We start from the raw sequence: 26,811 nt of genomic DNA, 5'->3' as shown, positions 1-26,811 counted from the left end.
TGAGGGGGGTCAACATGAACTTATTAAAAACAACGTTAAACCATTTTAAACCCTATTGGAGAAAACTATTGGTGGCACTTGTGTTTTCCGTCATAGGCGGTCTCTTTACCATCGTGCCATCGATACTCGTAAAGCGGTTGGTCGATGACGTCATCGTCGGGGGAGATTTGAATTTCTTAGTGTGGGTCGTAGGGGGAATTCTCGGTGCATACCTGGGTAAGTCCTTGTTCGAGACAATGCAGGAATATGTGCAGGTGAAGATCGGACTTGACGTCATCACAGATATGCAGATCCGGGCGTTCCGAAAGCTGCACCGGACACCGATGTCGTTTTTCTCAAAGACGCCGAGGGGAGATATGCTCTTCCGTTTGACTCATGATGTGGAATCGATTCAAAACCTGAACAATACGGTGGTTCCTCGTATTCTGCAGCAGGTGGTGGGGGCGATTGCGGCTTTTTCCACTGTGTTCGTTTTATTCTGGCCAGCCGCGATTGTGATGTTCGCTGTCTTCGCTATTTACGTCGTACCTTCCTTTACGCTGGGAAAAAAGATGCGGAAGATGAGCGCGACCCAGCGTGAAATGAGTGCAGATATGTATCAACACCTGCAGGAAAGCATTGAAAGTGTCAGGTTGGTGAGAACCTATCAGACGCAGGATGTGGAAGTGGTTACTCAGGAGAAGAAGCTGAGTGATTGGAAGCAGTTCTCAATTCGGGCGGCACTTATCGGGAAAGTGAATTGGCGCCTCGGGAATCTTTTTAATATCGCAGCACCAGGCGTGGTAATGCTGATTGGTGGATGGGCAATCTGGGACGGGACAATTACGGTTGGTACCCTTGTTGCGTGCCTGAGCTTTATCCCGATCATGTTTCTGCCGGTACGTTCTATGGCGGAGCATGCCCTGACGATACAGCAGGCGATACCTGCCTTGCAGCGAATCTATGAATACTTTGATCTGCCGGAAGAACACAAGGAGGAACTCCCTTCTTTTGGCACGGTTGAAGGGAAGATAGACTTAGAGAATCTATGGTTTTCATATCCGGGAAATGACAAACAGGTCTTGAAAGGCGTTTCCCTATCCCTTGAACAGGGGAATCACATCGGGATTGTGGGGACGAGTGGAGGAGGTAAAAGTACCCTGGTACAGCTCCTGCTTGGGCTCTATGAACCACAGGAGGGCTCCGTATTCATCGATGATAAGAATCTGTTCAGCTATAACCGGAACAGCTTCCGTCAACAGGTTGGTGTTGTTTCTCAGGAAACGTTCCTTTTAAATAGTACACTCCGGCAGAATTTGTTGTACGGAAAACCTGATGCGACAACAGAGGAATTGAATCAAGCCGTGGAAGCGGCTGGCTTGAAGGAGTTGATTGAGTCCTTGGATGAGGGATATGAAACAGTCGTCGGTGAACGGGGATTGAAGCTTTCCGGTGGTCAAAGGCAGCGGGTGGCTATGGCCCGTGCGATTCTGAGACAGCCACCTGTCCTGATCTTCGATGAAGCAACTTCCTCGCTTGACGGGGAAACAGAAGAACGAGTACAGGAATCTTTAGAGAAACTGATCCCCGGCAGGACAACGATTACCATCGCACACCGTCTCGTGACCGTGAGAAACGCCGATGTGATCATCCTTCTCGATCAAGGAGTCATAGCGGAAAAAGGGACCCATGAGGAGCTCTTGCAAAAGCAAGGTAAGTATTATGAATTATACAGAGCTCAATACAGCGAGCTTGAAAGGGAGATGATCGGATGACGGCGGCTCAAGTAAAGAATCGTGATGGTAGAAGAGTACTAAGCTTTCTCCGTCCTTATAAAAAATGGGTCATTGCTGACTCCATCGTCATCGCAATCAGCCAGGTGTTCTCAGCTCTGATACCCACTCTTGCCCTCAGCTGGCTGGTGGATACCATTATCCCGAACGAAAACCATAATTGGCTATGGGGATTGATGTGGCTCTTGATTTTATCAGCGGTCCTTGATTTAGTCATGATGGTCATTGACGAATATTTCTGTCATCAAACTGCAAAGACCGTGACAAATTGGCAGAAGCTGCGCCTGTTCCGTCATTTGCAAATTGTCCCATATTCGTTTTATCATCATAATTCCACTGGAGAGATGCTTGCGAGGGTGTCTGATGATCCGGATACACTCCACAATTTTCTGGCATGGGAAGGGTCGACCTTCATGGCAAGCGTGCAGGGGGTATTCATTTACAGCCTGGTGCTTTTGTGGATTCATCCTTATTTGATGATTACGAGCGTCGTCCTTGGCGTGATTTTTTACTGGACTTCTAATTTTGTAGGGGCAAGGACCCGGTCGGCTTCAGCGGATGCCCGGAGAGAAGCGTCCAGATATCTTGAAAGATTGAGAGAATCCGTGACGGGGATCCATCTGTCCCGGATCATGGGGGTGTCGGACAGTGAAGTGGACAGCGTCATGTCCATCCGGGACAACTTCGTGAAGCACTCGGTCAAAGAGTTAAAAGCGAGGATGCAATCCGTCGTGGTAATCGCAAGCTATAATGGATTTGCCCTTGGACTCGTCTATTTAATCAGTACGTTGTTGATCTGGAATCAGGGACTGACAAGCGGACAGATGTTGACGGCCGGGGGACTGGTGACCATTGCGGCGAATGAAATGCAGAAGCTGCTCCGCAACTGGCTATCTGTCAGGAGAACAGGTCCGGCATTGGACCGTTCTGAAATGTTGCTTGCTGAGGAAGTGTCTGAAGCCGAGGTGTCAGAAGGCATTCAAAGCGGGCGGGCAAGCGGCCACATCCAACTTAAGGACGTTGCGTTTTCATATCCGGGTAAAGAAGAAAATGTATTAAAAGGTGTATCATTTTCCATAGGTGCCGGTGAGAAATGGGCATTGGTGGGCCCGAGCGGATCGGGGAAATCCACGATTGTCGATCTATTGTTCAAACTTTACGATACGGGAGTAGGCCGGATTGAAGTCGATGGCCGCGATATCCGGGAGTGGGATACAACTTGGCTTCGTTCACAGATGGCCATTGTCACTCAGGATGTCATGCTCAGGAGTGGAACGCTCGCTGATAACCTCAGGATCGGAAAATGGGATGCAACGGATGAGGAACTCTTGAAAGCCCTTGAAGACAGTGGACTGGGTGATCTCATCGAAACTTTGCCGGAAGGACTCGACACCCCGGTAGGTGAAAGAGGGAGTCTGCTGTCTGGAGGGCAGAAGCAGCGTCTGTCCCTGGCAAGGGCACTTTTAAAGGACGCTCCGATTCTGATTCTCGATGAAGCAAGCTCGGCCCTTGATCCCATCACGGAAACCAAGATAAACGAAGCCGTCCTCCGAGCCGGGAAGAATCAAACCATCATCATCGTTTCCCACAGGTTATCCACGGTTCTTTCTGCCGATAGGATTGTTGTCCTTGAGGATGGCCGGATCGTAGAACAAGGGAAGCATGTGGATCTCCTGCAGAATCAAACAGGCGTCTATTCCAGACTGTTTGGGAGAGAAGCGGAAATTGGCGGTGGTACGGTTGATTATGTTTCGTGAAGAAAAATGTATATCAATAAAGAATATTCGACATGAATGAATATTTAAATTATGGATTGAAAGCTATTTAACCGGCATGGTTCTGTTACTATTCGATTCCTGTATATGACTTAAACGGAGATAGATCTTCTATGAACACCATATATAATGTGAAGAATCGAAAAGGAGTTAGAACCAGCTCCAAATAAGCTAAAATAGGTGCCTCTAGCAGTCAGGGTGATTGGTAGACACCCTTAAATAACGTAAAAAGGACAATCCTTCTGCCTGGACAGGCAAAAGAATTGTCCTGGTTTATTGTAGAAATATATTATCCCACATTCTGAATCTGGTTTAGTATATCTGTCAAACGCAGGAAGTCATCCTTATTGCGTTTGCGTAATGCCTGGTCAATCTCTTGTGCGATTTGCTCTTTCCGAAATGTAAGCAGTGCCTCGTCCAATATCATTTCTGCAAATAGTGAATCCATGTGATTTACATCAGACTGTGGTGAGTTTAGCAAATACTTCTTCATGAAAATCAGCTCCTTGACCTTTTTTCTATTATACTAACCATTTATAGAATATTCAAACATTTTCTATCAGAAAATTTTTTGCAATCTTCCAAGATGCTAATAGAGCGACTTTACAAAGGCATTACCGGCAGGGACTGATACCTTCAGGGATCAGTTGTCTGATGAAAGCTCGCAACATTTTTAAATGCACTGGCACCCGACTTATTAGGAAAGGTCCGTCCCTGGTTTTCGGGGGACGGACCTTTTCATTGGTCTTCAGGGGATTCATCCGGGACAGCGGCCATGTCCTTTTGTCCCGTTTTCAGCAAGTAATAAGCCGTGATAGCTGAGGTGACGGGGATGGCAAGGGCGACACCGAGTCCTGCTGAGCCGATGAAGATCATTTCTGAAGTGAATACTTTGGAATTGACGATTTCCCCGATGGAATAGGATAAGTCCTTGAACCAGATCAGGAGCCCCATGTACCCACCGAAGAAGGCGAAGAACAGTGTATTGGTACTGGTCCCGAGGATATCCCTTCCCAGCCTGAGCCCGGAAGTGAATAAATCCTTCCTGCTGATTGCCGGATTGTGATAGGCGATTTCCCTCATTGGTGATGAAATGGATATTGATACGTCGATGATCGCCCCGATTGTACTCATGATGATCATGGAGGCTCCGATCTTCACAAAATCCACTCCGACATACAGAGAGAATGCTCCGATTTCTTCGGTTTCTTCCTCGCTGAATCCCTGGATCATAGCGGCGTCAGTCAGCTCCAAAATGAAGAAAATCAAAGCCCCGGTCGTAATGATGGTCGAAAGGAAGGCAGTAACAGTCTTGATGTTGATTTCACTGATATAAAACAGAGATATGCAGCTGATTAAGATACATGCGACTAATGTCAGAATGATCGGATTCAAATTCGGATCATTCATCATGATGATCGTGAGGAGGACTACCCCCGTATTCAGGAATAATGCTACAAAGGATCTTGCCCCTTTCTTTCCTCCTACCCCGACCATCAGGACGAAAAGGATGATCGCAAGCCACACTTGAACCGTCATGTCCTCACCCTCTTCCGGTTTACGAAGTAGATGGCCGTATAGATGCCAATGGGGATCGCAAGTACAATCCCAATTCCACCTGTGAGGGCCCTGGTCATTTCAAGTGAAAGATTCATGGAAAGGGTGAACCCGAGTGGTGATGCATTTTTAAAATAAAGAATGAGCATGGGGATCGCCCCGCTAATATAGACGAAGAACAGAATGTTGGTCATCGTCCCCATGATATCCTTTCCAATATCAAATCCCGATTTTCGGAGCGCTTTGGTAGAGATGTCGGGATTCTTCTCAAATAGTCCAAAAATGGAGGACGATAGAGTGATCGTGACATCCATCACGGCTCCCAGGCATCCCACCAGGATTCCGGCCATGAATACCAATTGATAAGGACGGGTGAGATACTGCATCTCCTCATACCTGAGTCCGTCCCCGGCAGTGAAACGGATGGCCATGTAGCTTATAAGGAGCGTCATGAACGTTCCGATTAAAGTAGCCACCACCGCTGCATAAGTCTTCTCATTAAATCCATTCACGAATAAGAGGGAGACGAGGGTGAATGCGATCACCCCTACACTGCAGGCCAATAACAGACTTACATTCTCTGAATTCAGATAAACATCCAATGCATACGAGAGAATGAGGGCGTTTACACCCAGGGTGATCAAGGAGAATAAGCCCTGCTTTTTTCCTACAATCAATAGGAAAAGGATAAAGGCCCAGGTCATGATCATGAGATATTGATCCCGCTTCACATCTTCTATATGTCCCTTTAATGCTTTATCCGCTTTTTTCCCTGCATCAATAGATACAAATAATTCGTTCCCTGGTTGATAATGTTGATCGTTCGCACCAGACATGGAGTACTTATTTGATAAGAGGATGGTTTCCCCTTTGTGTTTCCCGTTTTTCATTACGGCTTCCATCTGTTGTATGTATATCCGGTCCTTATTTCCGGTTATATCTTCCATATCTGTCGTTTCTACTATCTCGGAGTTTGTCACTTCTGCAATCGGGCGATCATATAGTTCTTGATTGTGAGTGACGAAGTATAAAGAGACGAACACACATACTGCCAATAAAGTAATTAATAGTAGCGACTTGTATTTTTTCATTGCAAACAAAAATAATCCCCCAGCGCCGAAGCAGGTATTTCGAGGTGCGTCTAGATCCCCCGCATGTAGTTCAATTAAATCGTATTAATTATTCCATACTGTAATGAATTACGCAAAGGCGGGGAGGGGCGAATTATTTGTTGTTCATCGCTATTGATTTCCGTGTAAGAATTCGCTTTCCACGGGCGGAAGGCGAGCCTCCTCTTGTCTTCAAGGGCATAGAGATCGAGGTCTTGTACTACAATCATCAGCTATACACTAAGTATGCTTTATACAAAATAATAAAAATCCAAACGAAATCGATTTTCCTAAAAGAATTTCGAGTGATCGTTCGGATTTTTTATTGGACTTAAACACGTTTGTCTCAGCCTCTTCGTGGTAAGGTTGTCACGCCGCATTTAATGCGTTACGCCAATCCTTTTGAAAGTGATCGCTCACCTTCTATTTCAGGATACTGTATGAAACGGGTTTCATAGCAAGAGGGAAATGTAAAAAGTGATCATACAAAAATGGCATTGATTAATAGGGCTGATACACAATTTATGAGATTCCCATTATCCTTTGTCAAAGCTCCAGGACAAGTGAGTCTTTACGTTCATTCCCTTGTCAGCCTATCCACAAAGCTTCGAATCTCCCTGTAGGCATTCATCTCATTCCGCTTCTTCGAGAACCCATGTCCTTCATCTTCAAACATTAGAAACTCCACATCAATTCCTTCCCTTTTCAAGTGATCGACGATGCATTCTGACTCCTCGATTTTCACTCGTGGATCATTCTTTCCATGAATGATGAACATAGGTGAGTTCATCCCATCCACATAAGTAATGGGAGAGTCCCTGACGAGCTTGTCATGATCTCTTTCCGGATTTCCCACCATTTGATGCATCAGCGGTCTCCAGCTTGCCGGGACGTTTTTCAGGAAAGTGAATAGATTCGATATTCCGAAGATGTCGACAATCCCACAGAAGTACTCGGGATGACGTCCAGCAAGAAGCAGGCTCATATAACCGCCGTAGCTTCCACCCATGGCTATGACTTTCCCTTTTTCTGCGCTTCCGTTCTCAAATAACCAATCCATCCCTGCCACACAGTCGAAGCGAGGTCCGTCCCCCCAGTTTCGTTCCACCATCTTCTCGAAAGATGCGCCGTAGCCTTTGCTGCCCCTGAAGTTGGGGGCGAAGAGGGTGTAGCCGCTTTGGACGAGGAATTGAAACAGCGGTCTGTATTTCATGCGCTCAGCCTTTTGGGGACCGCCATGCGGCCATAGAATCGTATAACCATTTGCCTTCTGGGGTTTAAAGAGCAGAGCTTCAATTCCAAGTCCATCCGTACTTTCAAAATGGACGATTTCCGGTTTGATCATGTTTCCATCTGGTATGCCAAGTACTTGGGAATTGGTCATCTGTAGCCATTCACCGTTTGTTTCCCTTTTGAAAATCGCATCGGTTTTGTCAGCGGAAATTCCTAATATATATAGGGTCCCGTCCTGCATGACCCTCATCTTTTTGATTATATCGCATGGGATCCCAAGGGTCTTTCGTTCGGTTGTCGATAGATCATATTCATAAAGATGATCCCTCACGCCTTTTTCCGAAGAGAGGAATAGGCGGTTTGAATCCTCACTAAATTGGATGGAGGTGATTTCTTCTTTTTCTAATTTGAATACTGGTTGAAATTCATGGGTTGATAGGTTAAACGAAGCTAAGTAAGAAAACTCTTCTCCATAGTTGGTCGTGAAATACACTGTATTCCCCGCAAATAGGGCGGCATGTATCGTATGAGGCAGAGTGGGATCGGGGACCAATGATATCTTCCCGATGGCAGACTGATAAAAGGCAGCCACATGGGTGTTGGAGTAGGTCTCCGTGAATACATAAGTTTCGTCTGCAGAAGCAGCGGCCACCACTACGATCGGGGCCTCGCCTCCTTTTTGAACCAGGGAGGTGTTCCCGGATGGTAAATCCATTTTGTAAATGTTTAATAGAGGGTTTTCATGGTTCGCAGAATAGTAGACTGTATGATTCCCAGTAAGGCAGGCATGGTAGCAGGTAAAACCTGTTTCCTTCTCATGGAAGGGAATAGGGATTCCGCCATATTGGGGCAGGTAATGAAGCTGATGATTTTCATCGCCATCCTTATCGAAGGTTGCAATAATGTGATCCCGGACGATATGAACGAGGCTGCTTTTCTGGTTAACGGTCGTCAGTGGATAGGGAAACTGGTGGGGAAGATCCATGGCCCATAGATTGTATTCTCCGTTCAGATTGGTACTGAACACAAGCTTATCGCCGGTTTCGTTGACATCAAAAGTACTGATTTCTATTGTGTGGAAGTAGTGTTCTACTTCAGGTGTTGGTGTTTGGATAGGTCATTCCTCCTTATAGGAATATTATTCCACTATTTGACAGAGGAGGCAAGATATAAAAAAGAGAGGATAAATCACGTGGAATCCACCGAAATGGATAGCTAAATGCGGCAATAATTATACAATCCCCGGGCAATGATGATACATTCTTCTACAACTATTTCCCCGGAAATTGATAAATAATACTAGTATTCGACCTGGGACAGAGTCATTTAGGGGATCCTTGACAAAAAAGGACAGGGGAATCCCCCTGTCTCTTCGTTTACATGGTAATCTTGATTTCGTATTCTTCCAACCAGCCGTTCACCTGAATCAGATAATCCAATAATCCCTTTGCACTGGAATCTGATAGGCTGCTTTTTCCTTCTGCAATTTTCCTCACAGCCTCAACATCAATTAACTCAACAATTGGTGATGCAGGATTGTCCAATATCAAGATCATCCACTTCTGGACCCCAGTGAGGTATGCATCATCTTTCGTACTTGGATATGCACTCTTTCTTCTATTCCGTACATCATCAGGGAGATATCCTGCAAATGCCCGGCGGAGAATTCCCTTTTCGATGTCGTCGATATTCTTCATTTCGAACGGGATGTTCCACAGATATTCAACCAATCGGTAATCACAGAACGGAACGCGCACCTCGAAGCCGGTCATCATACTTGCCCTGTCTTTCCGGTCAAGCATAAATGGAAGGAAGCGGGTGATGAACATATAAGACATCCGCCTTTGTTTCGCTTCAACATCACTCTCTCCCTCTAATTTTGGAAGCTCTGCAAGTGCTTCTTGATAGCGTTCCTTTTGATAATCCTCGATGTTCAGTTTATCCTTCAGCTCTTTCTTTAGAATACCGGCAATCCCCCCGATATTCAATAGCCACGGGAAGACATCGGCATCGAGGAATTCCTGCTGATGGAACCAGGGGTATCCGGAGAATACTTCATCGGCAGACTCTCCTGACAAAGCCACTGTTGCATCCTTTTTCATTTCTTTAAATAATAAGTAGAGAGAAGTCTCAATTTCACCCACACCAGGCAAATCACGTGCTCTCATGGGAGTGAGAAGATTATCCACAAGTTTCTTCGCATCAAAGACGATGGAGGTGTGATCCGTACCGACATGTTCAGACACGCGCTTCACCCATGGTTCATCCAGGTCCCGTCTTAGGAAGTCTTCCTTGAAGCTTTCTTCATTGTTCACGAAATCAATAGAATACGTAGGAAGTACCTTATTTTCCTCCTTGAACTCTTTTCCCGCTATGGCTGTCAGTCCACTGGAATCGAGGCCGCCTGAGAGCATAGATACGAGCGGTCTATCAGCGATCAATTGTCGTTTGACCGTGTCCTCGAGCAGTCCACGAATGGTTTTAACTGTGGTTTCCACATCATCGGTATGCTCCTTGCTCTCCAGTTTCCAATATTGGACGTTCTTTCGATTATTTTTGGTGAAGGTCATGTAATGTCCTGCCCGTACTTCATGTATGTTTTTAAAAATGGCTTTTCCAGGTGTTTTCATCGGACCGAGGCCGAATACTTCGGATAGACCTTCTGTATCGATTTCTGCCTGAACATCCGGATGCGCAAGGAGTGCTTTGATTTCTGATCCGAACAGGACCAAATCATCCTTTACTGTATAGAATAATGGCTTTACTCCTAAATGGTCACGCCCGAGCATGAGTCTTTCCTTTCGTTCATCCCATATCCCGAATGCAAAGATGCCGTTGAAATGTTTGACGCAATCCTCGCCCCATTCCAGATAGGCATGTAAAAGCACCTCTGTATCGGAGTTTGTCGTAAATCGGTGACTCTTCTCGATGAGTTCATTACGAAGCTCCAGATAGTTATAGAGCTCCCCATTATAAGTTAATGCTATGGTTTTCTCTTCCTTCTGATAGAGCATGGGCTGCGTACCGCCATCGGGATCGATGACAATCAGTCTTCTATGCCCGAGTGCAGCATGACCACGGAGCCAGCTTCCTTGTGCATCAGGTCCCCGATGTTCAATGGCATCGGTCATGTTCTTCAATGTCTGATTTTCATCTGTAAGGTCTCTTGACCAATCAATCCAGCCTGCAATTCCACACATATTCAATACGCCTTCTTTCTTTAAGTGCATTCATGGTGAGCGCTCAGCCACGAAATGGGTTTTAATCTTTTCGTCTTATGGCTCCCTTTAAGGGGGTCACGTTAAATGGTAAATCTCTTCTTTAGAGAACGTCAAAGAATTGCGGTTGGTTTTTGAGAAAAAATGTAAATAGTCGTCATTCCCTTCCAATGAACTCCCAAATATTCATGTCCTTTGACTTAAAATGAAGAGGGCGGAAAAGTTGAGGCTGAAGGGAATATCGATGCAGGATTTTTTTCTTTCATTTATATCCGGGACATAGTACATTATTTTTATAAGCCTCTCTATAAATCGCTTTACAACGGACCAATGAGGTGGTATCAGCGGTGGTTGAAGAACGGCTCACATTATCTAGTCTTATAGAAAGCAGGTCGATTATGCAGGTATCGGAAAAATTTTATGAATTCATAAGCGAACGTACATGGCAGCTGACGGAGAAATGGTACGAATCCTTGGATAAAAGTGATCCGGCAGGTGTATATTCTTCCAGGGATCCCGAAGAGATTCAAAGGTTAAAGGAACAAAATCACGGGTTTCACGAACGTTTTTGTCACCTTTTTAAGGATGTTGGTCAGGATACATTACGTAACTTCGAGCTGTGGATTGAGGAAATTGCCAAGGATGAAGAACACTTGCAAACCCCCATACATTATATTTTAAGGGAATTTTTCAGGACACAAGATCAATACTTAGAAATAGTAAAGGAATTCATCCGTTTGCATGGCAGCGAATATTCATCTGAAAAAATCGAGTCGTTAAGGGATTTAATCATTAAGACGTTCAGCCTCGTCATTTCAGAATTTGCAGAAGAAAATTATGAGTATTCCCAGAGACGTTTGAATGCACAGCAGGAAATGATTAGAGAATTGAGCTCACCGGTCATTCTGTTGAATAAAAAAACCGGCGTCCTGCCTTTGATCGGGGACATCGATACGGGAAGGGCAAGATACATCCTGGAGAATACGCTGGCAGAGTGTGTCGGTAAGGATATCGAGCACCTTTTCATAGATTTATCCGGCGTTATCATGGTGGATACAATGGTCGCCCATCAATTATTTCAGATTATCGAAAGCCTGAGTTTAATCGGGGTAAAGAGTACCATTTCCGGGATACGTCCGGAAATTGCCCAAACAGCGATTCAGTTAGGTATTTCATTTGAAAACATTTCAGTTACCTCAACGCTTGAACGAGCGTTGAACGAGCAGGGCGAGAGGAACGAATAGAAGCGAGGGGAAACTTCCCCCTCGTTTTCAACTATTTGTGCCTTCATTGTTTGAAAACACTCTATATAGGGAAATAACCCCATTATAGAGTGAGTTTGGTAAAATGGTCCCTTATGAAATTCACCATAGAAGGAGGGGCACCATGCAATTCGTAAAAATCATCCGCTATCATCATCATGGATTTAAATGTGGAACACCTGAATCTGACTGTAGGGAGGATGAAGGGAGTAATCCGGTCTTTATCAACCGGGTGGTGAAAAATCTCTTCCAAACGGGTCAGCAGGTTTACACAACAGAAATAATCCTGCCAAGTCATGCAAACAGGGAGCTGTCCGGATGCTTCTGCTATTTAGAAGAAGGCAGACAGCTTGAGACAGAGAACCGGAACATCGGTTTTTTGCCAAGAGAAAGTGTCATTTGGGTAAGGAACATAAGTCACCTGGGCGACGGCATCCCTTACTATAACCAGTCCATTCATCCGTTGGTGGAAGAAGCCGCGGACATGGAAAATATGATACGGGGTGCCTGGGTGAAAATGCGTGTCGAGGATGCCCTGGAGCGAACCCGTTTATGGAAGGAAAAAAGTGATTCCCTCCCTGATTGGGTGACAGAATGTTATCTGACAGAACGTCAGGTGAATAATCTGATCTACCCTTCCGCAAATGAGAAAGTCATGGAATTTTGGTTGAGTAAGAAATAACACACTGAAATGTCTGCCTGTAACGTTTTTTTTGTTATACTACTTAGTAATTGATCTCTTACTCCGAGATCGAAGTGTAACACTTTTGTTCACTATCTATGTAAAAGGGGAATTCACTTGAAATTTGAAGAATTAAATCCAGAGCTCGTGAAACTATGCCAGACAGCTGATCATTTTCACATGGCTGAAACTGTGATCGGCAGTCCGTTAAGAGGACTGGACATCCTTTCTTTAAAGGCGATTGACCGTAAAGAAATCCTTCCAATCGACGTGACCAACCTGTTGATCATTTACTTCTTCACTGAAGTGAAAGGAACGGTTTACCACCGGAACGCTCTGGCTAAATTATATAATCACTGGGTATCAAATGAAGTGTTTACCTTTTCTAAGGCACAGAACATGGTGGAGCTGGATATGCAGTCACAGCTCGGTGAAATCGATCGTTTATAAATGGAAAAGAGGTCTGGATCCAACGTGGTCCAGACCTCTTTTCATGCCACTACGCAAAAAGATTGTTAAGACGGCAAAGATACATCAATCAGATCCAAAGTTTCATAGATAATGTAAAGAAAAAGATTGTGAAGTATTGGGAATTTTGAAATAATTACTAGTAGGAAAATGGAAGGAGGGAAGAAAGGAATGGCAAAAGTGGAAACAGGTACCGTACCGGCCGGTAGGCACGTTGAAGACGAAGCGGAGTCGATCCTTGCCCGGTTCAACGAAAATAAGCATTCGTTTTATGCCCTGGGAGGGGTGTATCTTAATTCTCAACAAGAGATAGAAGATGTATTTTATCGTACGATCATCTTTGAACTGGGTCAGGCTTATAAACGTAAGAAGAGTCGATCGGCCATATCCATTTTTCTCAAGGATTGTCAGGAGATATCTGAACGTTCATTGAGTGCAGGTGGTGACGAAATCTTTCATCACCTGGAAGCAGCGGATAAAGAAGCGGTGGCTTTAGTATATATGAAAGGGTGCTCACAGGAAGAAGCCGCCTCTATCCTGGAAATCACGGTTGATGAGGTGAAATCCCGATTATTCTCAGGTATTCGGAAGCTCCGTGAAACGATGGGATACGGTACAGGATATGAAGGCTGTCACGATTACCAGAAGCATTATCTGGATTACTTGGGAAGAACGATGGATCGACCGGAAAAGGTGGTTTTTGAGATACATATTTATCATTGCACAGAGTGCCAGGAGGACCTTGCCTCGTTTCAGGAGGTGACCCTCGCACTTGCCCGATTGGCAGAAAATACCCAGCTTCCAGAAGGATTCATGGAAAGGATCAGATTGAGGATCGATGAACGGGAAACACGCAGGCGGAAACGGAAAAAGAAACGGAACTCTATCCTGCTTTCCATTGCTGGTGTTTTCGCACTATTCATCATTACAGGATTCGTGACGGGTGGATTCGCAAGTCTCTACTATTCTTATACAGAAGATAATGAACAACTACGTCTCTTTCTTCGGGAAGGTCTGGGTGAAAGGTTGGACCTGGAGGCGGAAAGCGATGGGGTGAAGATCACCATCAAAAGTGTGGTGGCAGATGATGTGCAGACACTTGTTTTCTATGAAGTGGAGGATTTGAAAAACAAAAACTGGTACATGATGAATTCGTTTGAAGGGATATATATTGAAAATGAACGGGATATCATGAATATGGAATCCAATAATCAGTATTATTCCCCTCCGGTTGATCAAGAAGAAATACATAATGAGCAAAAGAATGTGTACAAGGGAACAATGAGCCTTAAACCTGTTACCGTTGACAAAGGAACCATCAAGCTGAATGTGGCGAGGCTGATCCAATTGCCCCATGATCCTAAAGAAGAATTGGCAGGGGAAAGGGGAATGACATTTGCCGAAGGGGATTGGAGCTTCGAAATTCCATTCGAGAAGCAGCCATCCAAGGAGCATAATCTTAATAAGATAGTGGAAGTAGCAGGAATACCAATTCGATTGGACAAACTGACCATCGCCCCCACTGCCACTGTTCTGCAATACGGTTTTCGGAATGATCGTAAAAAAGAACGGATTGATGTCATTAACTTTGACTCCCTTATCATAGATGGAGCAAAGAAGAAAGCCAATCTCTATGGTGGAAATTTCGTTGATTCCTATGATCAACAGGATTGGAGTGCTTTTACAGCAGACTTCGATACACTCTATTTTGACAACCCAAAAGAAGTGACCCTTCGGTTCGGATCCATTCATCTTACAGTTGATGATCGAAAAACCATAGAGCTCAAAGCTCCCGGCAATATGCCCCAAACCTTTGAATATCAAGGCAACAAGATCACTATTAATGAAATCGATGTAGGAAACCCAGCCCATGTCAAATTGACGCACGATGTACCCGGGGACAGGAAATATGAAAATATTCATTACGGCTTTTTTAATCAGGATGACCTCACTCATAATGAAAATATTTCCATCGGGATGAGCGGTGGAGACGGGGTTCTCATGGACAAAGACGGGAATATTCATAAGCCCGAGGAGTATGTCTATGAACAAGAGGAACAGCCCCGTTATTTTGAGAGAGAGCAAACGATCGAATTCTATAATGATTCTTCCGACGAAGACATTGTACCGGAACAGCTTGTCATCGATGGCTACAGTTCGACGAAATATGTTGACGATTTGGTGAAGCTGAAACTGGAATAGGGGTACGCTGGTTCTTGCAATCTGGTTGCCTGATAATCTCAAGGTAACACTGCTATTTCATGAACGCCCTAGATGATCTCACTTTAATGAAACATATACAAGAGCAGGAGAACAGTATAACGCTGTTCTCTTTTTTTATAGATGACCATAAATCAACCCAAGAATAACTTTCCCTAACTGAGAAACAATAGGTTTGTCGTCGCCAGTGTGACAAAGTTAGTTTTCATCCTCCTTGAATCCTCTATGCTGTAAGGCCTATCATTAAAATTAGAAATCATTATCTATTCATGAAAGGATGAGAGAAGTGGCGCAATCAAATATGAAAGTTGCGGTACAAAAGTTTGGTAACTTCCTCAGTTCTATGGTTCTGCCGAATATAGGTGCATTTATCGCTTGGGGTTTAATTACAGCGTTGTTCATACCAACTGGGTTCTTTCCAAATGAAAGCCTTGCCAAACTGGTGGGGCCAATGGTTACGTACCTGTTACCGTTATTGATCGGGTATACAGGAGGTAAGCTTGTACACGACCAGCGTGGTGGGGTCGTGGGTGCAATCGCCACAATGGGTGTCATTGTCGGTGCGCCGGATACACCGATGTTCTTAGGGGCCATGGTCATGGGTCCACTGGGAGCATATGTGATTAAGAAATTCGACGGATTGATTGAAGGGAAGATCAGAGCAGGGTTTGAAATGCTCGTCAATAACTTCTCAGCTGGTATCCTCGGAGGAATTCTTGCAATCTTAGCATTCCTAGGCGTAGGACCTGCTGTTGATGCCTTCACGAGTCTTCTTGTTGAAGGTGTTGACTGGCTCGTAGGAGCAGGATTGCTACCATTAACGAGTATTCTGATTGAACCGGCAAAGATTCTATTCTTGAATAATGCCATCAACCACGGTGTTCTGTCACCAATCGGTCTGGAGCAGGTTCAACAAGGTGGAAAATCGATTCTATTCCTATTAGAAGCAAATCCTGGACCAGGTCTTGGTGTGTTACTAGCATTCATGTTATTCGGAAGAGGAACAGCGAAACAATCGGCTCCAGGTGCAGCCATCATTCATTTTCTGGGCGGGATTCATGAGATCTATTTCCCGTACGTCTTAATGAAACCGATGCTCTTTGTTTCTGTCATCCTTGGAGGAATGAGTGGAGTCTTTACCCTTGTGTTATTAGGAGGAGGACTGGTATCCCCGGCATCTCCGGGCAGTATCATCGCGATTACAGCCGTTACACCTCCTGAGGGAATGGCGTATCTGGCAAACTTCGCCGCAGTCATCGTGGCAGCAGCCGTGTCCTTCATCGTATCTGCCATTATCTTAAAATCAAGCAAAGCAACAGACGAAGACATTGAAGGCGCTACAAAGAAAATGCAGGAAATGAAAGGCAAAAAAAGTTCCGTTGCAGGTCATGTAAGCGGTCAGGGAACTCTGCCTGAAGAAGTGAATAAAATCGTCTTTGCCTGTGATGCAGGTATGGGCTCAAGTGCCATGGGGGCATCATTGCTCCGTAAGAAAGTGAAAGCAGCAAATCTGGATGTCAGCGTGACGAATACATCCATCAGTAATCTTCCATCAGATGCGCAAGTGGTCATCACTCAGGAAGAGCTGACTCCTCGTGCGAAGAACAAGCTGCCAAATGCGTATCATATTTCCGTGGATAATTTCTTATCGAGTCCGGAATACGATAAGTTGATTGCCAGTCTTCAAGACGGAATCACGGATGAGCAGGCAGAGGTTGTTGAAGAAGCAGAGGAAGAAGCTGTAAACGCTGAACCGAATGCAGATCATGATGATGATCTCCTTCTCGAAGAAAATATCTTTATGAATCAAGAATTTGCCACGAAAGAAGAGGCGATTCGATTCGCAGGGGAAGCCCTCGTGAAAGCAGGATACGTGGAAGAAAGTTATGTAGATGCTATGATAGATAGAGAAGGAATCACCTCTACTTATATGGGGAATAATGTGGCGATTCCACACGGTACGGAAGATGCGAAGAAAGCAGTCATCAAATCAGGTTTCACCGTCATTCAAGTTCCAAATGGAGTGGATTTCAATGGTGAGAAAGCGAAGATGATCTTCGGCATAGCCGGTAAAGACGGCACTCATCTGGAAATCCTTTCAGGCATCGCCGTTGTCTGCTCGGAGCAGGAAAATGTCGATCAGATGGTACTGGCCAAGTCAGCAAAGGAATTGAAAGACATCATTAACAGCAACTAGAGCAATCATTCAGAAAGGCGGGAATCCTGCCTTTCTGTTCTCATTTGTATCGATAAAAAGCTCATTTTAGGGGAAGAGGGGAAAGTATGTTTATTACATCAAGGGAAAAGTCCATCATTGAATTGATTGTAAAAACATCAGGGAAACATACGGTTTACTCCCTTTCTTCCTTCTTGAATGTGAGCGGTAGAACGGTTCAAAGAAATCTTAAGTCAATCGAAAGTATATTAAAACAGTATCATTTGGAATTGAAGAGGACAGCCAATGAAGGTCTGTTTATTGACGGGAAGAATGAGCATATCTATCGTTTAATACAAAATCTTGCGGATGTGAATCCTACAGACGAAACGCCTGAGGAACGAAAGCTGCATCTGCTGATCATCCTTCTTCATGAGGGACCTTCATTTAAAAAGCAGGTGCTGGCGAATCAGCTGGGAACCAGCGTCACGACCCTCTCATCGTATCTGGATGAGCTCGCAGATTGGTTACAGAAATATGGCATCACCCTAACAAGAAAACGAGGGGTGGGGGTGGAGCTTGTGGCGGAAGAAACTGACAAGCGTCATGCCCTCGCCAGCTTCTTCCTCGTCTATTTTTATGAAGATATTATAGAGACCCTTTATGGGATGCAAAAAGGAAATCATCTGGATGAAAAGGTGCTCGGGTATTTCAACCCGGACTATATAGTCGTTGCCGACCGAGTAGTGAATCATCACTTGGCAGAGGAGCAAATCACTCTGACGGACAGTGACTATATCGGTCTCGTTGTGCATATATGCCTGACGATACAACGAACAGAAAATGGCTTCGGGTTTCACCAGAATGAACCACCTGAAAAGGAGGATTCCAGTGAATATCACCTGATGGACAAGATTTGCCGGGAGCTTAAAGAACGCCTTTCTGTTCAATTGACCCATCGGGACGTCCAATTTCTAACGGTCATACTTAAAGGATCAAAAGTTCAGGATCCCGACGTTGTATATTACGACAGCATCCTTCTTGGCCATCTGATCAAAAATGTCATCAAGGATGTATCAGCCGATCTCCATGTGGATCTGTCAGATGATTTTTCCCTGTTTCAAGGACTGCTTGCACATATGGGACCGTCCATTTTCCGCCTGCAACAGGAGCTTGACCTTTTCAATCCCCTGACGGATGAAATCAAGAAGAAATATCCCGTATTATTTTTGGCAGTAAAGAAGAGTCTTGAAACGGAATTTAAAGATATTTCTTTTCCCGATGATGAGGTAGCGTTCATCGTCCTTCATTTCGGATCCGCCATGCTGATGAATGAAGAAAAGGTTAACATTCAAGCTGTAGTCGTCTGTCCGACGGGTATCGGGACGTCCAAGATGCTTGCCAGCCGAATCCAGAGGGAGCTGACCATGATTAACAAGGTGGAAATTCTGTCGATCAAGGATTTTCAGACGGCGGATTTAGGGGATTATGACATTGTCATTTCCACCGTCAGACTTCCTTTTACAGAAGTGGAGTATATCCTTGTGAGTCCATTATTGAGCGAAAGGGACATTGGATTCATCCAGAGCTACCTTCAGAATAACGTAGAAAAGCTGACGAGGAAAAAATACTTGAAGGCGACGGCGCGGTCAAGTGGGAAAGCTGAGGTCAGGATGCTCCTTAAGGAAATTAAGGATGTTCACTCCAGCATGGAAGCTATCCTTAACAACTTTCGCGTGTATCGGATGCAGTCGGCGGGAAGTCACCTCAGAGTCCTTACGGAAATGGTGGAAGAGGCTGACCGGGACGAACTTCTTCAAAATTCCCAAGTGGTTTTGGGTCAGTTAATGGAAAGGGAGAAAAAGGGCGGACTCGGCATCCCCAACACGAATATGGGCCTCTTCCATTGCAGGGACGACAACGTGAAGCAACTGATCTTCCAAGTTGCCCATCTGGATGAACCTTGTAAGATCAAGGGGATGGACGGCGTTGAAATGGAGATGAAGAGTCTGCTCCTAATGCTCGCCCCTGAAGAATTGAGCAGGAGGGAACAGGAAATTCTCAGCCTGATCTCCACAAGCTTAATCGAAGATCAAATCAGCATGATGATTTATTCGTCTACGAATGAAGGGGTCATCATGAAGAAATTAGAGCATCTCTTTTTGGATTACTTACAAACTAATTTGATAAAGGAATGATAATGTTGAAACAAACCATACATTTTGGAGCAGGTAATATAGGCAGAGGGTTTATCGGAGCATTGTTTTCCCAATCAGGTTACCATGTGACCTTTGTAGATATCGCCGAAGAAGTGATCAACAAGCTGAATGAAGAAGGACGTTACCAGGTGAAGCTGGCAACAGAGACGATGGAAACGGAAACGATCGAGAATGTTTCCGGTCTGAATAACCTTCATCAGGAAGGGGAGGTCATCGAAACGATCGGCCAGTCTACTTATCTAACAACGGCGATCGGACCGAATATCCTGCCAAGGATCGCGCCACTGATTGCAAAAGGGATCGCAAGCCGTGTGGCTGCCTCTGATGATCCATTATATGTGATCGCATGTGAGAATCAAATCGGTGCCACAGATATTTTGAAAAAACATATTATAGAAAATCTTGATGAAGACACGGTCGCCAAGCTTGAAGGGAAAGTCTATTTCTTCAATTCAGCCGTCGACCGCATTGTACCGATGCAGGACCAAGGTTCATTGGATGTCCTTGTTGAACCGTATTACGAGTGGGTGGTTGAAACGGCTGAAACAATCCCACCTGTCAAAGGGATGACGATTGTAGCCGACCTTGCTCCATTCATCGAGCGTAAGCTGTTCACGGTAAACACGGGACACGCGGTCATTGCGTACCTTGGTTACCTCCAAGGCAAGTCAACGATTGATCAAACATTGGCCGATGAAGCGATCGCCGAGCAGGTTAAGGAGACATTGAGAGAAACAGGTGCGTACCTTGTGAAGCAATATGGTCTTAATGAAAACGACCATCTTGCATATATTGAAAAAAACATCGAACGCTTCAAAAATGTTTACCTGAACGATGATGTCACTCGAGTCGGCCGAGCTCCGATCAGGAAGCTTGGTCCAGACGATCGCTTGATCCGCCCTACAACAGAGGCCCAAAAAGCAGGACTCTCTTATTCTTATCTTGCCAAAGCGATTGCAGCAGTCCTTCTGTTTGACAATCCAGAGGATGAACAAGCGATGGAAATCCAAGGCATGATCAAGGAACACGGACCTGCCCATGTATTGAAAGAAGTGAGTGGGCTGGATGGGGATAGTGAGATTGTGAAGGAAGTATTGGTTCAATATGATAGATTGAAGAACTAAGAACGGATGACTGTCGAATGAACCTCGGCAGTCATTTTTTATTTAGGTTGAGGAATATACCCCGAATCCTGCTCATAAACCCACAGATGTCATTTCTGTGACGCCCACATATCCACGTCACTCCTGCAATTATCCCCAACCACGGGAAAATCCCTGATTTTTCATCAAAAAAAAGATAGAATTCCCACCATCCCAGGTGTAAAATATATGAAAATACACATACGGGAGGAAACAATCAAATAATCCCTGCAGTTATACCTATTGTTGCAATCGTTTCTTTGGATTGGAAGAGTCAGAGAATGCTTCCACTAATGAAAGAATTCAGAATGTTAAAAATACGATAAGAGGTTGATGAAAAGTTGGCAATGGATACGACTGAAGTAACTATAAAAGAACAAACGATATTTCACCATACGGGGAATAAGATCAAGACGGAAGACCGGGAAATTCAAATCATCGCGAAAATGGAAGAACCGCTGATCGTCATTCTTGGTAATGTGTTGAGTTATGAAGAATGTGATGAGCTCATTCAGCTTTCAAAGGACCGGGTCGAACGGTCAAAAATAGGGAACACCCGGACAGTGGATGAACTGAGAACAAGCAGTTCAATCTTCCTGGAGGAGAATGAGCACGACGTGGTGACACGTGTTGAAAAGAGGGTCTCTCAAATTATGAATATTCCTGTGGAGCACGGGGAAGGTCTTCAAATCCTTAACTATAAACCGGGTCAGGAATATAAGGCACACTTTGATTTCTTCTCAGCATCGGCTCGACCGGTGAAGAATCCGAGAATCAGCACTCTCGTCATGTATTTGAACGACGTAGAGGAAGGCGGGGAAACCTACTTCCCGAAACTGAATCTTTCTGTTTCTCCACAAAAGGGTATGGCGGTTTACTTCGAGTATTTCTACGATAATCAGGAATTGAACGACTTGACTCTTCATGGTGGAGCACCCGTTGTCATCGGGGATAAATGGGCAGCGACCCAGTGGATGAGAAGAAGGGTATTTAAATAAAACGAAAAGGAGGTGCATGACGGCTTGCGCCTCCTTTTTAACTTGCTGATTTTACCGGCTTAGGCATTCCGGAATTCATTTTTTTCACATTCACAGTGTGGATGATCATGCCGGCGATGATCAGGAGGATACCGATCCGGGAGATTCCTGACGGAAAGGGAACGGATAGGAGTGCGGCTTCTCCCATGATGACGAACAGGATCTGGGTGGACTGGGTCGCCTCCACTGCAGCAAGCTTGCCTGGATGATGCCTCGCAAGGTTCGTAGCAAGGAAAAAGAGGGATGTTGCAATCACTCCGGAACAGATAGCGACGATAAAGGATTGCATCACTTGCGATGTGTTGGGTGTGCCTGCTTTAAAAAGCGCAAAGCATCCCAATATCAGCCAGAAGGGAGTGCTTGCAATTGTCATCCCCAGCACCCGTTGGAATGTATCAAGCCTCCCTCCGCATAATTCCATCATTTTACGATTCCCAAGCGGGTAAGCGAAGGAGGCGATTATCACAGGTAAGACACCAGCGACCATTTCTGAAAAGGACAGCCCGCTTGCATGTTCCCCTTGTATGAACAGCACCCCAACTAAAATGATCGAGGAGATGGCGAGAGCCCTTCTTTGAATGGTATGCCTGCGTCTGACAGGTCCGGTAGAATAAAACAAGGGAGCGAGCAAAATCCCCGCGACGATAGTGAACTGCCACGTGCCAGCCACGAGCCATCCAGGTCCATAAGCTGCCGCAAAGGTTAAAGGACCATAGAAGAGTACAAACCCAATAAAACTCCACGTCATCCATTCGTAAGGTTGCTTCTTCATTTCCATCCACACTTGATTTATATTCTTCCGTAAACCTACAATAAGAAAAAGAAAGGGGAGCATGAAGAGGAATCGCAGGGATGAACTCCACATCCAGCTTCCCCCGGCCAGTTCCATGGACCGGTTCAGGATAAAGGTAACGGCAAAGAACATAGATGAAATGATACCGAGAGTCAGTTCCTTGATGATAAGCACTCCTTTCTATTTTATATACTATAGTTTATTTTATATATATTATAATATACTTTCAATCATTTTCTTTAGAAAGAGGTAAACGTATGAACAATAATGGTTTAACGTGGCAAGACCCGAAAAAGCTCGCTCAACATGTCGGAAAAACACTGAGAAATATACGGAATGAGCGGAGTCTAAACTTGCAGGAGCTCTCGGAAACCACCGGTGTCAGCACTTTGACGCTTGGGAAAATCGAAAGGGGAGAGGCGAATCCATCCCTTACGATTATTTGGAAAATCGCCAATGGACTCTCAATCCCGATATCCTCCCTCCTTATGGAAAAGCAGGAAGTACAGATTTCCAGAAAAAATGAAGGAAGTAAAGTGATCAGTGCCAACGAGTCCCTGACACTCGAACCAATGTTCACTTCCTCAGGCTATGGATCATTGGAAACACATCGTGCCTTCCTTAAACCTGACAGCGAATACCGTGCCGATGCCCATCCTCCCGGAGTAATCGAGTTCGTCACGGTTATGGAAGGAACTATTCAAGTGAAGCTTGGGAATGAGTTGTTTGAGCTCAGTGAGTATGACTCTATTAAATTTCATGCAAACAAAGAACACAGCTACATTAATTCAGAGGCAATGGAAGCGGTTCTTCACTTTGTGATGATTTATACAGGAAAGGCAGATTGAAGCTTATGGAAGAAAGCTTCTTTATTAAGCCGAAGGTCAGAGAAAGGGGATCAATATACCCTTCGTGCTGACTGTATCTGAGGGCATTTCTATATGTGAAGAAAGAAGATGCCTTGAATGTGGTGCAGGAGAAGGTTTGTAAGATGTTTCCATTGATATCCAGTTTGTGAAATCCTGAGTATATAAAACAAAACTGGATTAAGAAAATCCCCGGAATTTAAATCCGGGGATTTTTTTAATAGCAGGTTGTCAGGGTTAAATACGGGGCTTTGCAGGGTCACAGTCCGGACCTTGCTGGCTGGTTGCTTCGGCGAGCTTCGTTAAGTAATAGCATTCTTCCCTCAGCATATGATCGGCCATTAAAGCGGCAAAGGTTCCGAGTGCAGTCTTACTTAATTCCATTTCCTCAATCTCATCTAAAAAGCCCATAAACAGCTTCATCTCAAGTTTGACATCATCATTGAATCGTTCGAGTGCAGGGAAGTGGCCCACTTCTGTCCGCAGGAACCCTGCCATTTCAACGGCCTTTAAGTAAAAGGCTTCAAAATCCGTTGTGAATTCATCACTTTGCTTCTTGATTTGTTTTTCTATCCGGTCCATATTATCGGAGATGGCTCCGGCATGCCCCGCTGCATCTAACAGCCACAAGAGATGATGGTGGAGTTCGTGGAAGATGGGAGGCTTTTCTCCTTTGGTCAAGTACTTTAAAACGCGGAGGTATTCTTCGAGCTCATTCACCATATGATTTATAAATGTGGGTCCAAGACCTATGCTGATTTCCCCTGTTAAATGACGTTTAATCAGTTCAAGTTTGAATTTCCTGAAGCGGAGGCTGACCTCTTCTGCCTGTCTGCTTAAAGAAATATCAGGATTCTGTTTCGACCGTTCCAACAGTTGATCCCATTCTTTTTTAAATGTATTGGCGGAATTGATCAATTCTTTTTCTTTTGGAGCAAGGGAGTCATGGATAAATCGTGCATGATCTCCAAGCACCTGCAGCCAAAAACCATGTTCAAAACGAACTGTTTCTTGATAACTTGGCATTTAGTATCCCCCTAAAATAGTTTCCTTGTATATGTATTAAAGAAATATCGAAAAAATGTCCGCCTGCTCGTCCATCCAGGGGAACAAAAAGCATTGACAATCTTTTCAAGAAAATGATATAGTAATGCCAATAAAATAATAAATCACTCTCTGATAATAGAGGCGCGAGAATGATGAGTACCTTCTTTGAGAATAATGGATTCCGGGATAAGTTGGGAAAGGCAGATCGCCGAAGCAGAAAATAGCCAATTCTATTTTTTGTTGGGCCAGCATTGAAGAAATGCTGGACTGTCACAATGACAAAGGTTGTGGAGCACTATTGAAGAGATGTTAATACATAGTCTTCATCATGTGCTGGAACTTTTGATGAGTAACCGTATGAGCATCGCTTCATACGGTTTTTTGTGTTTTTTAGAGAGAGTCAAAAGGAGTTTAGGATATGAGTACAATGGATGTAAATGTTCGTGGAGATCTTGAAATCGGTGGAATGAGTACGAGTGAGTTGGTAGAAACATATGGGACGCCTCTAATGGTCTACGATGAAGGAATGATCCGGGGGAACGCCAGATTGTTCCGTGATGCATTTCAGGAAAGTGGTTTAAAGTATCAAGTGGCGTATGCGAGTAAAGCGTTTCTGTGTAAAGAAATGGTGCGCCTGGCGGAACAAGAGCACCTATCTCTGGATGTCGTCTCAGGCGGGGAATTGTATACGGCGTTGGAAGCAGGATTCCCGGCGGCACGCATCCATTTTCACGGGAACAATAAGTCTGAAGACGAGCTTCTCATGGCATTGGAGGCTGAGATCGGATGTTTTGTCGTCGATAGTTTCCTCGAACTTGAACTGCTGCATGACCTGGCAAAGGAACATGAGCAGGAGGTACAGATTCTGATAAGGGTCACACCGGGCGTGGAAGCCCATACCCATGAGTATATTACGACGGGACAGGAAGATTCAAAATTCGGATTCAGCATTTCCAATGGACAGGCCGCGACGGCGATTCAGCTGGCTATGCGCAAACCGTATTTCTCATTGCTTGGTCTACATTCCCATATCGGATCCCAGATTTTTGAACGGGAAGGGTTTGATCAGGCGATACAGGTGCTGGCTGATTTCATGCAGCGGACCCGTATCGAACTGGACGTAACGATGCCTGTTCTGAATATCGGAGGGGGATTCGGAGTCCGTTATACGGAAGAGGACCAGCCCCTGCCTATTCCGACCTATGTAAAAGGTATTACGGATAGTGTGAAAACCTATTTCGCTAAACATGAATACCCGCTTCCGGAAGTTTGGGTAGAGCCCGGCCGGAGCATGGTGGCCGAAGCGGGTACGACGTTGTATAAAGTGGGATCGAAGAAAATCATCCCCGATGTGCGTACGTATGTCGCGATTGATGGAGGGATGACGGATAATATCCGCCCGGCTTTGTACCAGGCGAAATATCATGCGGTCCTCGCTAATCGTCCCAATGAAGAGTGCACGGAGCGTGTAAGCATTGCCGGAAAATGCTGCGAGTCGGGGGATATGCTAATCTGGGATCTCATGCTGCCGCCGACGAATTACGGCGATATACTGGCCGTGTTCAGTACTGGGGCTTACGGCTATTCCATGGCGAGTAACTATAACCGGATCCCGAGACCGGCTGTTGTTTTTGTGAATAACGGGGAATCCAGGATCGTGATTGAGCGGGAAACATATGCAGATCTCGTACGGAAGGATCGATAAGTAAAAAGAGGGTACATCCAATGACCCGTTTTTATAATCTGGAAACACAAAAGAAAGAAGGAAGCGACCTAAAGGGTGCTGCCTTCTTTCTTTTGTGTTTCCAATCAATACGGGCTTTCGCTCAAGCATGTGCTCTGAATGCCCGGTTTCGGTGTGCAGCAGATGAGATCGATCAGTCAAAAGATTTTCTTCGGAATAATAATCTTTAGGATTATATAACAGGACTTTAGTCATCTTTATATTGATCGTTATGGGTGGATAAGAGTTTTGTGTTGATATTCTCCATCTTGTTCCAACAATACGACTTAAGTATCCCTCATGTCTATGCCTAATATCATAGATTTATTTCCTTCTTTCCCCAGTGGGATTGCTCTCTAGTACTCTCGTCCCGAAAAATAACCCCAATTGAGAATTCCATGTTCCCGCCATTACAATTTAGTTAACGACATGAGCCCTACTTGACTGCCAGAACGATTTCAACAATCCATTTTAGGAGGCGGTGACTGACTCACATTCCAGTAGTCTATCATTTATGTAATTGATTTTTGGAC

Annotated in this window: 20 protein-coding genes and 1 riboswitch; of the genes, 13 read left to right on the top strand and 7 right to left on the bottom strand. The window is 44.8% G+C overall.

From position 1 onward, the window contains the following. Positions 1 to 14: 14 nt before the first annotated feature. Positions 15 to 1,754 carry an ABC transporter ATP-binding protein gene (locus BAA9072_RS00650; protein ID WP_201712762.1) on the top strand — a complete coding sequence of 580 codons (1,740 nt, stop codon included), beginning with the start codon at positions 15 to 17 and terminating at the stop codon, positions 1,752 to 1,754. Further along, positions 1,751 to 3,529: an ABC transporter ATP-binding protein gene (locus BAA9072_RS00645; RefSeq protein ID WP_201712761.1), complete on the top strand. Its 1,779-nt coding sequence runs from the start codon at positions 1,751 to 1,753 to the stop codon at positions 3,527 to 3,529. Before BAA9072_RS00650 ends, BAA9072_RS00645 begins: the two co-directional genes overlap by 4 nt. Before the next feature lie 307 nt (positions 3,530 to 3,836). On the opposite strand, the gene BAA9072_RS00640 is transcribed toward BAA9072_RS00645, so the two are convergent. The 5 genes from BAA9072_RS00640 to asnB all read right to left on the bottom strand — a co-directional run bounded on the left by BAA9072_RS00640 (position 3,837) and on the right by asnB (position 10,646). Next, complete coding sequence (locus BAA9072_RS00640) at positions 3,837 to 4,040, bottom strand: IDEAL domain-containing protein (protein WP_201712760.1); 204 nt, start codon at positions 4,038 to 4,040, stop codon at positions 3,837 to 3,839. 245 nt (positions 4,041 to 4,285) lie between these two features. Beyond that, positions 4,286 to 5,086 carry a YibE/F family protein gene (locus BAA9072_RS00635; protein WP_201712759.1) on the bottom strand — a complete coding sequence of 267 codons (801 nt, stop codon included), beginning with the start codon at positions 5,084 to 5,086 and terminating at the stop codon, positions 4,286 to 4,288. After that, entirely contained in the window at positions 5,083 to 6,195 is a 1,113-nt protein-coding gene (locus BAA9072_RS00630) for a YibE/F family protein (RefSeq protein WP_201713169.1), read from the bottom strand. The genes BAA9072_RS00635 and BAA9072_RS00630 overlap by 4 nt, the downstream gene beginning before the upstream one ends. Before the next feature lie 595 nt (positions 6,196 to 6,790). Then, positions 6,791 to 8,473 carry an alpha/beta hydrolase family protein gene (locus tag BAA9072_RS00625; RefSeq protein ID WP_201712758.1) on the bottom strand — a complete coding sequence of 561 codons (1,683 nt, stop codon included), beginning with the start codon at positions 8,471 to 8,473 and terminating at the stop codon, positions 6,791 to 6,793. Positions 8,474 to 8,822: 349 nt separating this feature from the next. Beyond that, a complete protein-coding gene (asnB, locus tag BAA9072_RS00620; protein WP_201712757.1) occupies positions 8,823 to 10,646 on the bottom strand; it encodes an asparagine synthase (glutamine-hydrolyzing) in 1,824 nt (607 codons plus the stop codon). 365 nt (positions 10,647 to 11,011) lie between these two features. Here asnB and BAA9072_RS00615 point away from each other — a divergent pair, with 365 nt between their 5' ends. From BAA9072_RS00615 to BAA9072_RS00580, 8 genes are all read left to right on the top strand, one after another. Then, complete coding sequence (locus tag BAA9072_RS00615) at positions 11,012 to 11,908, top strand: STAS domain-containing protein (RefSeq protein ID WP_330999250.1); 897 nt, start codon at positions 11,012 to 11,014, stop codon at positions 11,906 to 11,908. A 142-nt stretch (positions 11,909 to 12,050) separates the two neighbouring features. Further along, positions 12,051 to 12,608 carry a hypothetical protein gene (locus BAA9072_RS00610; RefSeq protein ID WP_201712756.1) on the top strand — a complete coding sequence of 186 codons (558 nt, stop codon included), beginning with the start codon at positions 12,051 to 12,053 and terminating at the stop codon, positions 12,606 to 12,608. A gap of 117 nt (positions 12,609 to 12,725) precedes the next feature. Then, positions 12,726 to 13,058: a hypothetical protein gene (locus tag BAA9072_RS00605; protein WP_201712755.1), complete on the top strand. Its 333-nt coding sequence runs from the start codon at positions 12,726 to 12,728 to the stop codon at positions 13,056 to 13,058. A gap of 189 nt (positions 13,059 to 13,247) precedes the next feature. Beyond that, complete coding sequence (locus BAA9072_RS00600) at positions 13,248 to 15,278, top strand: DUF4179 domain-containing protein (RefSeq protein WP_201712754.1); 2,031 nt, start codon at positions 13,248 to 13,250, stop codon at positions 15,276 to 15,278. A 304-nt stretch (positions 15,279 to 15,582) separates the two neighbouring features. Further along, positions 15,583 to 17,493: a PTS mannitol transporter subunit IICBA gene (locus BAA9072_RS00595; protein ID WP_330999249.1), complete on the top strand. Its 1,911-nt coding sequence runs from the start codon at positions 15,583 to 15,585 to the stop codon at positions 17,491 to 17,493. Positions 17,494 to 17,579: 86 nt separating this feature from the next. Next, positions 17,580 to 19,649 (top strand): BglG family transcription antiterminator, encoded by a 2,070-nt coding sequence (locus tag BAA9072_RS00590; protein WP_201712753.1) that lies wholly within the window; start codon positions 17,580 to 17,582, stop codon positions 19,647 to 19,649. Positions 19,650 to 19,654: 5 nt separating this feature from the next. Further along, entirely contained in the window at positions 19,655 to 20,794 is a 1,140-nt protein-coding gene (locus BAA9072_RS00585; RefSeq protein WP_201713166.1) for a mannitol-1-phosphate 5-dehydrogenase, read from the top strand. A gap of 365 nt (positions 20,795 to 21,159) precedes the next feature. Continuing rightward, positions 21,160 to 21,810, top strand: coding sequence for a 2OG-Fe(II) oxygenase (locus BAA9072_RS00580; RefSeq protein WP_201713165.1), 651 nt, complete (start codon positions 21,160 to 21,162; stop codon positions 21,808 to 21,810). Positions 21,811 to 21,847: 37 nt separating this feature from the next. Here the strand turns inward: BAA9072_RS00580 and BAA9072_RS00575 are convergent, their stop codons facing one another. Then, on the bottom strand, positions 21,848 to 22,807 hold the full coding sequence (locus BAA9072_RS00575; protein ID WP_201713164.1) for a DMT family transporter: 960 nt from the start codon (positions 22,805 to 22,807) through the stop codon (positions 21,848 to 21,850). A 92-nt stretch (positions 22,808 to 22,899) separates the two neighbouring features. On the opposite strand from BAA9072_RS00575, the gene BAA9072_RS00570 reads away from it, so the two are divergent. Beyond that, a complete protein-coding gene (locus BAA9072_RS00570) occupies positions 22,900 to 23,490 on the top strand; it encodes a helix-turn-helix domain-containing protein (RefSeq protein WP_201712752.1) in 591 nt (196 codons plus the stop codon). 255 nt (positions 23,491 to 23,745) lie between these two features. Here the strand turns inward: BAA9072_RS00570 and BAA9072_RS00565 are convergent, their stop codons facing one another. Further along, positions 23,746 to 24,534: a DUF2935 domain-containing protein gene (locus tag BAA9072_RS00565; protein WP_201712751.1), complete on the bottom strand. Its 789-nt coding sequence runs from the start codon at positions 24,532 to 24,534 to the stop codon at positions 23,746 to 23,748. A 149-nt stretch (positions 24,535 to 24,683) separates the two neighbouring features. After that, a riboswitch (Lysine riboswitch) is annotated at positions 24,684 to 24,861 on the top strand. 112 nt (positions 24,862 to 24,973) lie between these two features. Here BAA9072_RS00565 and lysA point away from each other — a divergent pair. Next, positions 24,974 to 26,260: a diaminopimelate decarboxylase gene (gene lysA / locus BAA9072_RS00560; RefSeq protein ID WP_201712750.1), complete on the top strand. Its 1,287-nt coding sequence runs from the start codon at positions 24,974 to 24,976 to the stop codon at positions 26,258 to 26,260. 20 nt (positions 26,261 to 26,280) lie between these two features. Then, positions 26,281 to 26,469: a hypothetical protein gene (locus BAA9072_RS00555; protein WP_201712749.1), complete on the top strand. Its 189-nt coding sequence runs from the start codon at positions 26,281 to 26,283 to the stop codon at positions 26,467 to 26,469. Positions 26,470 to 26,811: the final 342 nt, after the last annotated feature.

It is taken from the genome of Rossellomorea arthrocnemi (genome assembly GCF_904424705.1).
In the GTDB taxonomy this organism is placed as follows: domain Bacteria; phylum Bacillota; class Bacilli; order Bacillales; family Bacillaceae_B; genus Rossellomorea; species Rossellomorea arthrocnemi.
This window is presented reverse-complemented; position numbering and strand designations above follow the sequence as displayed.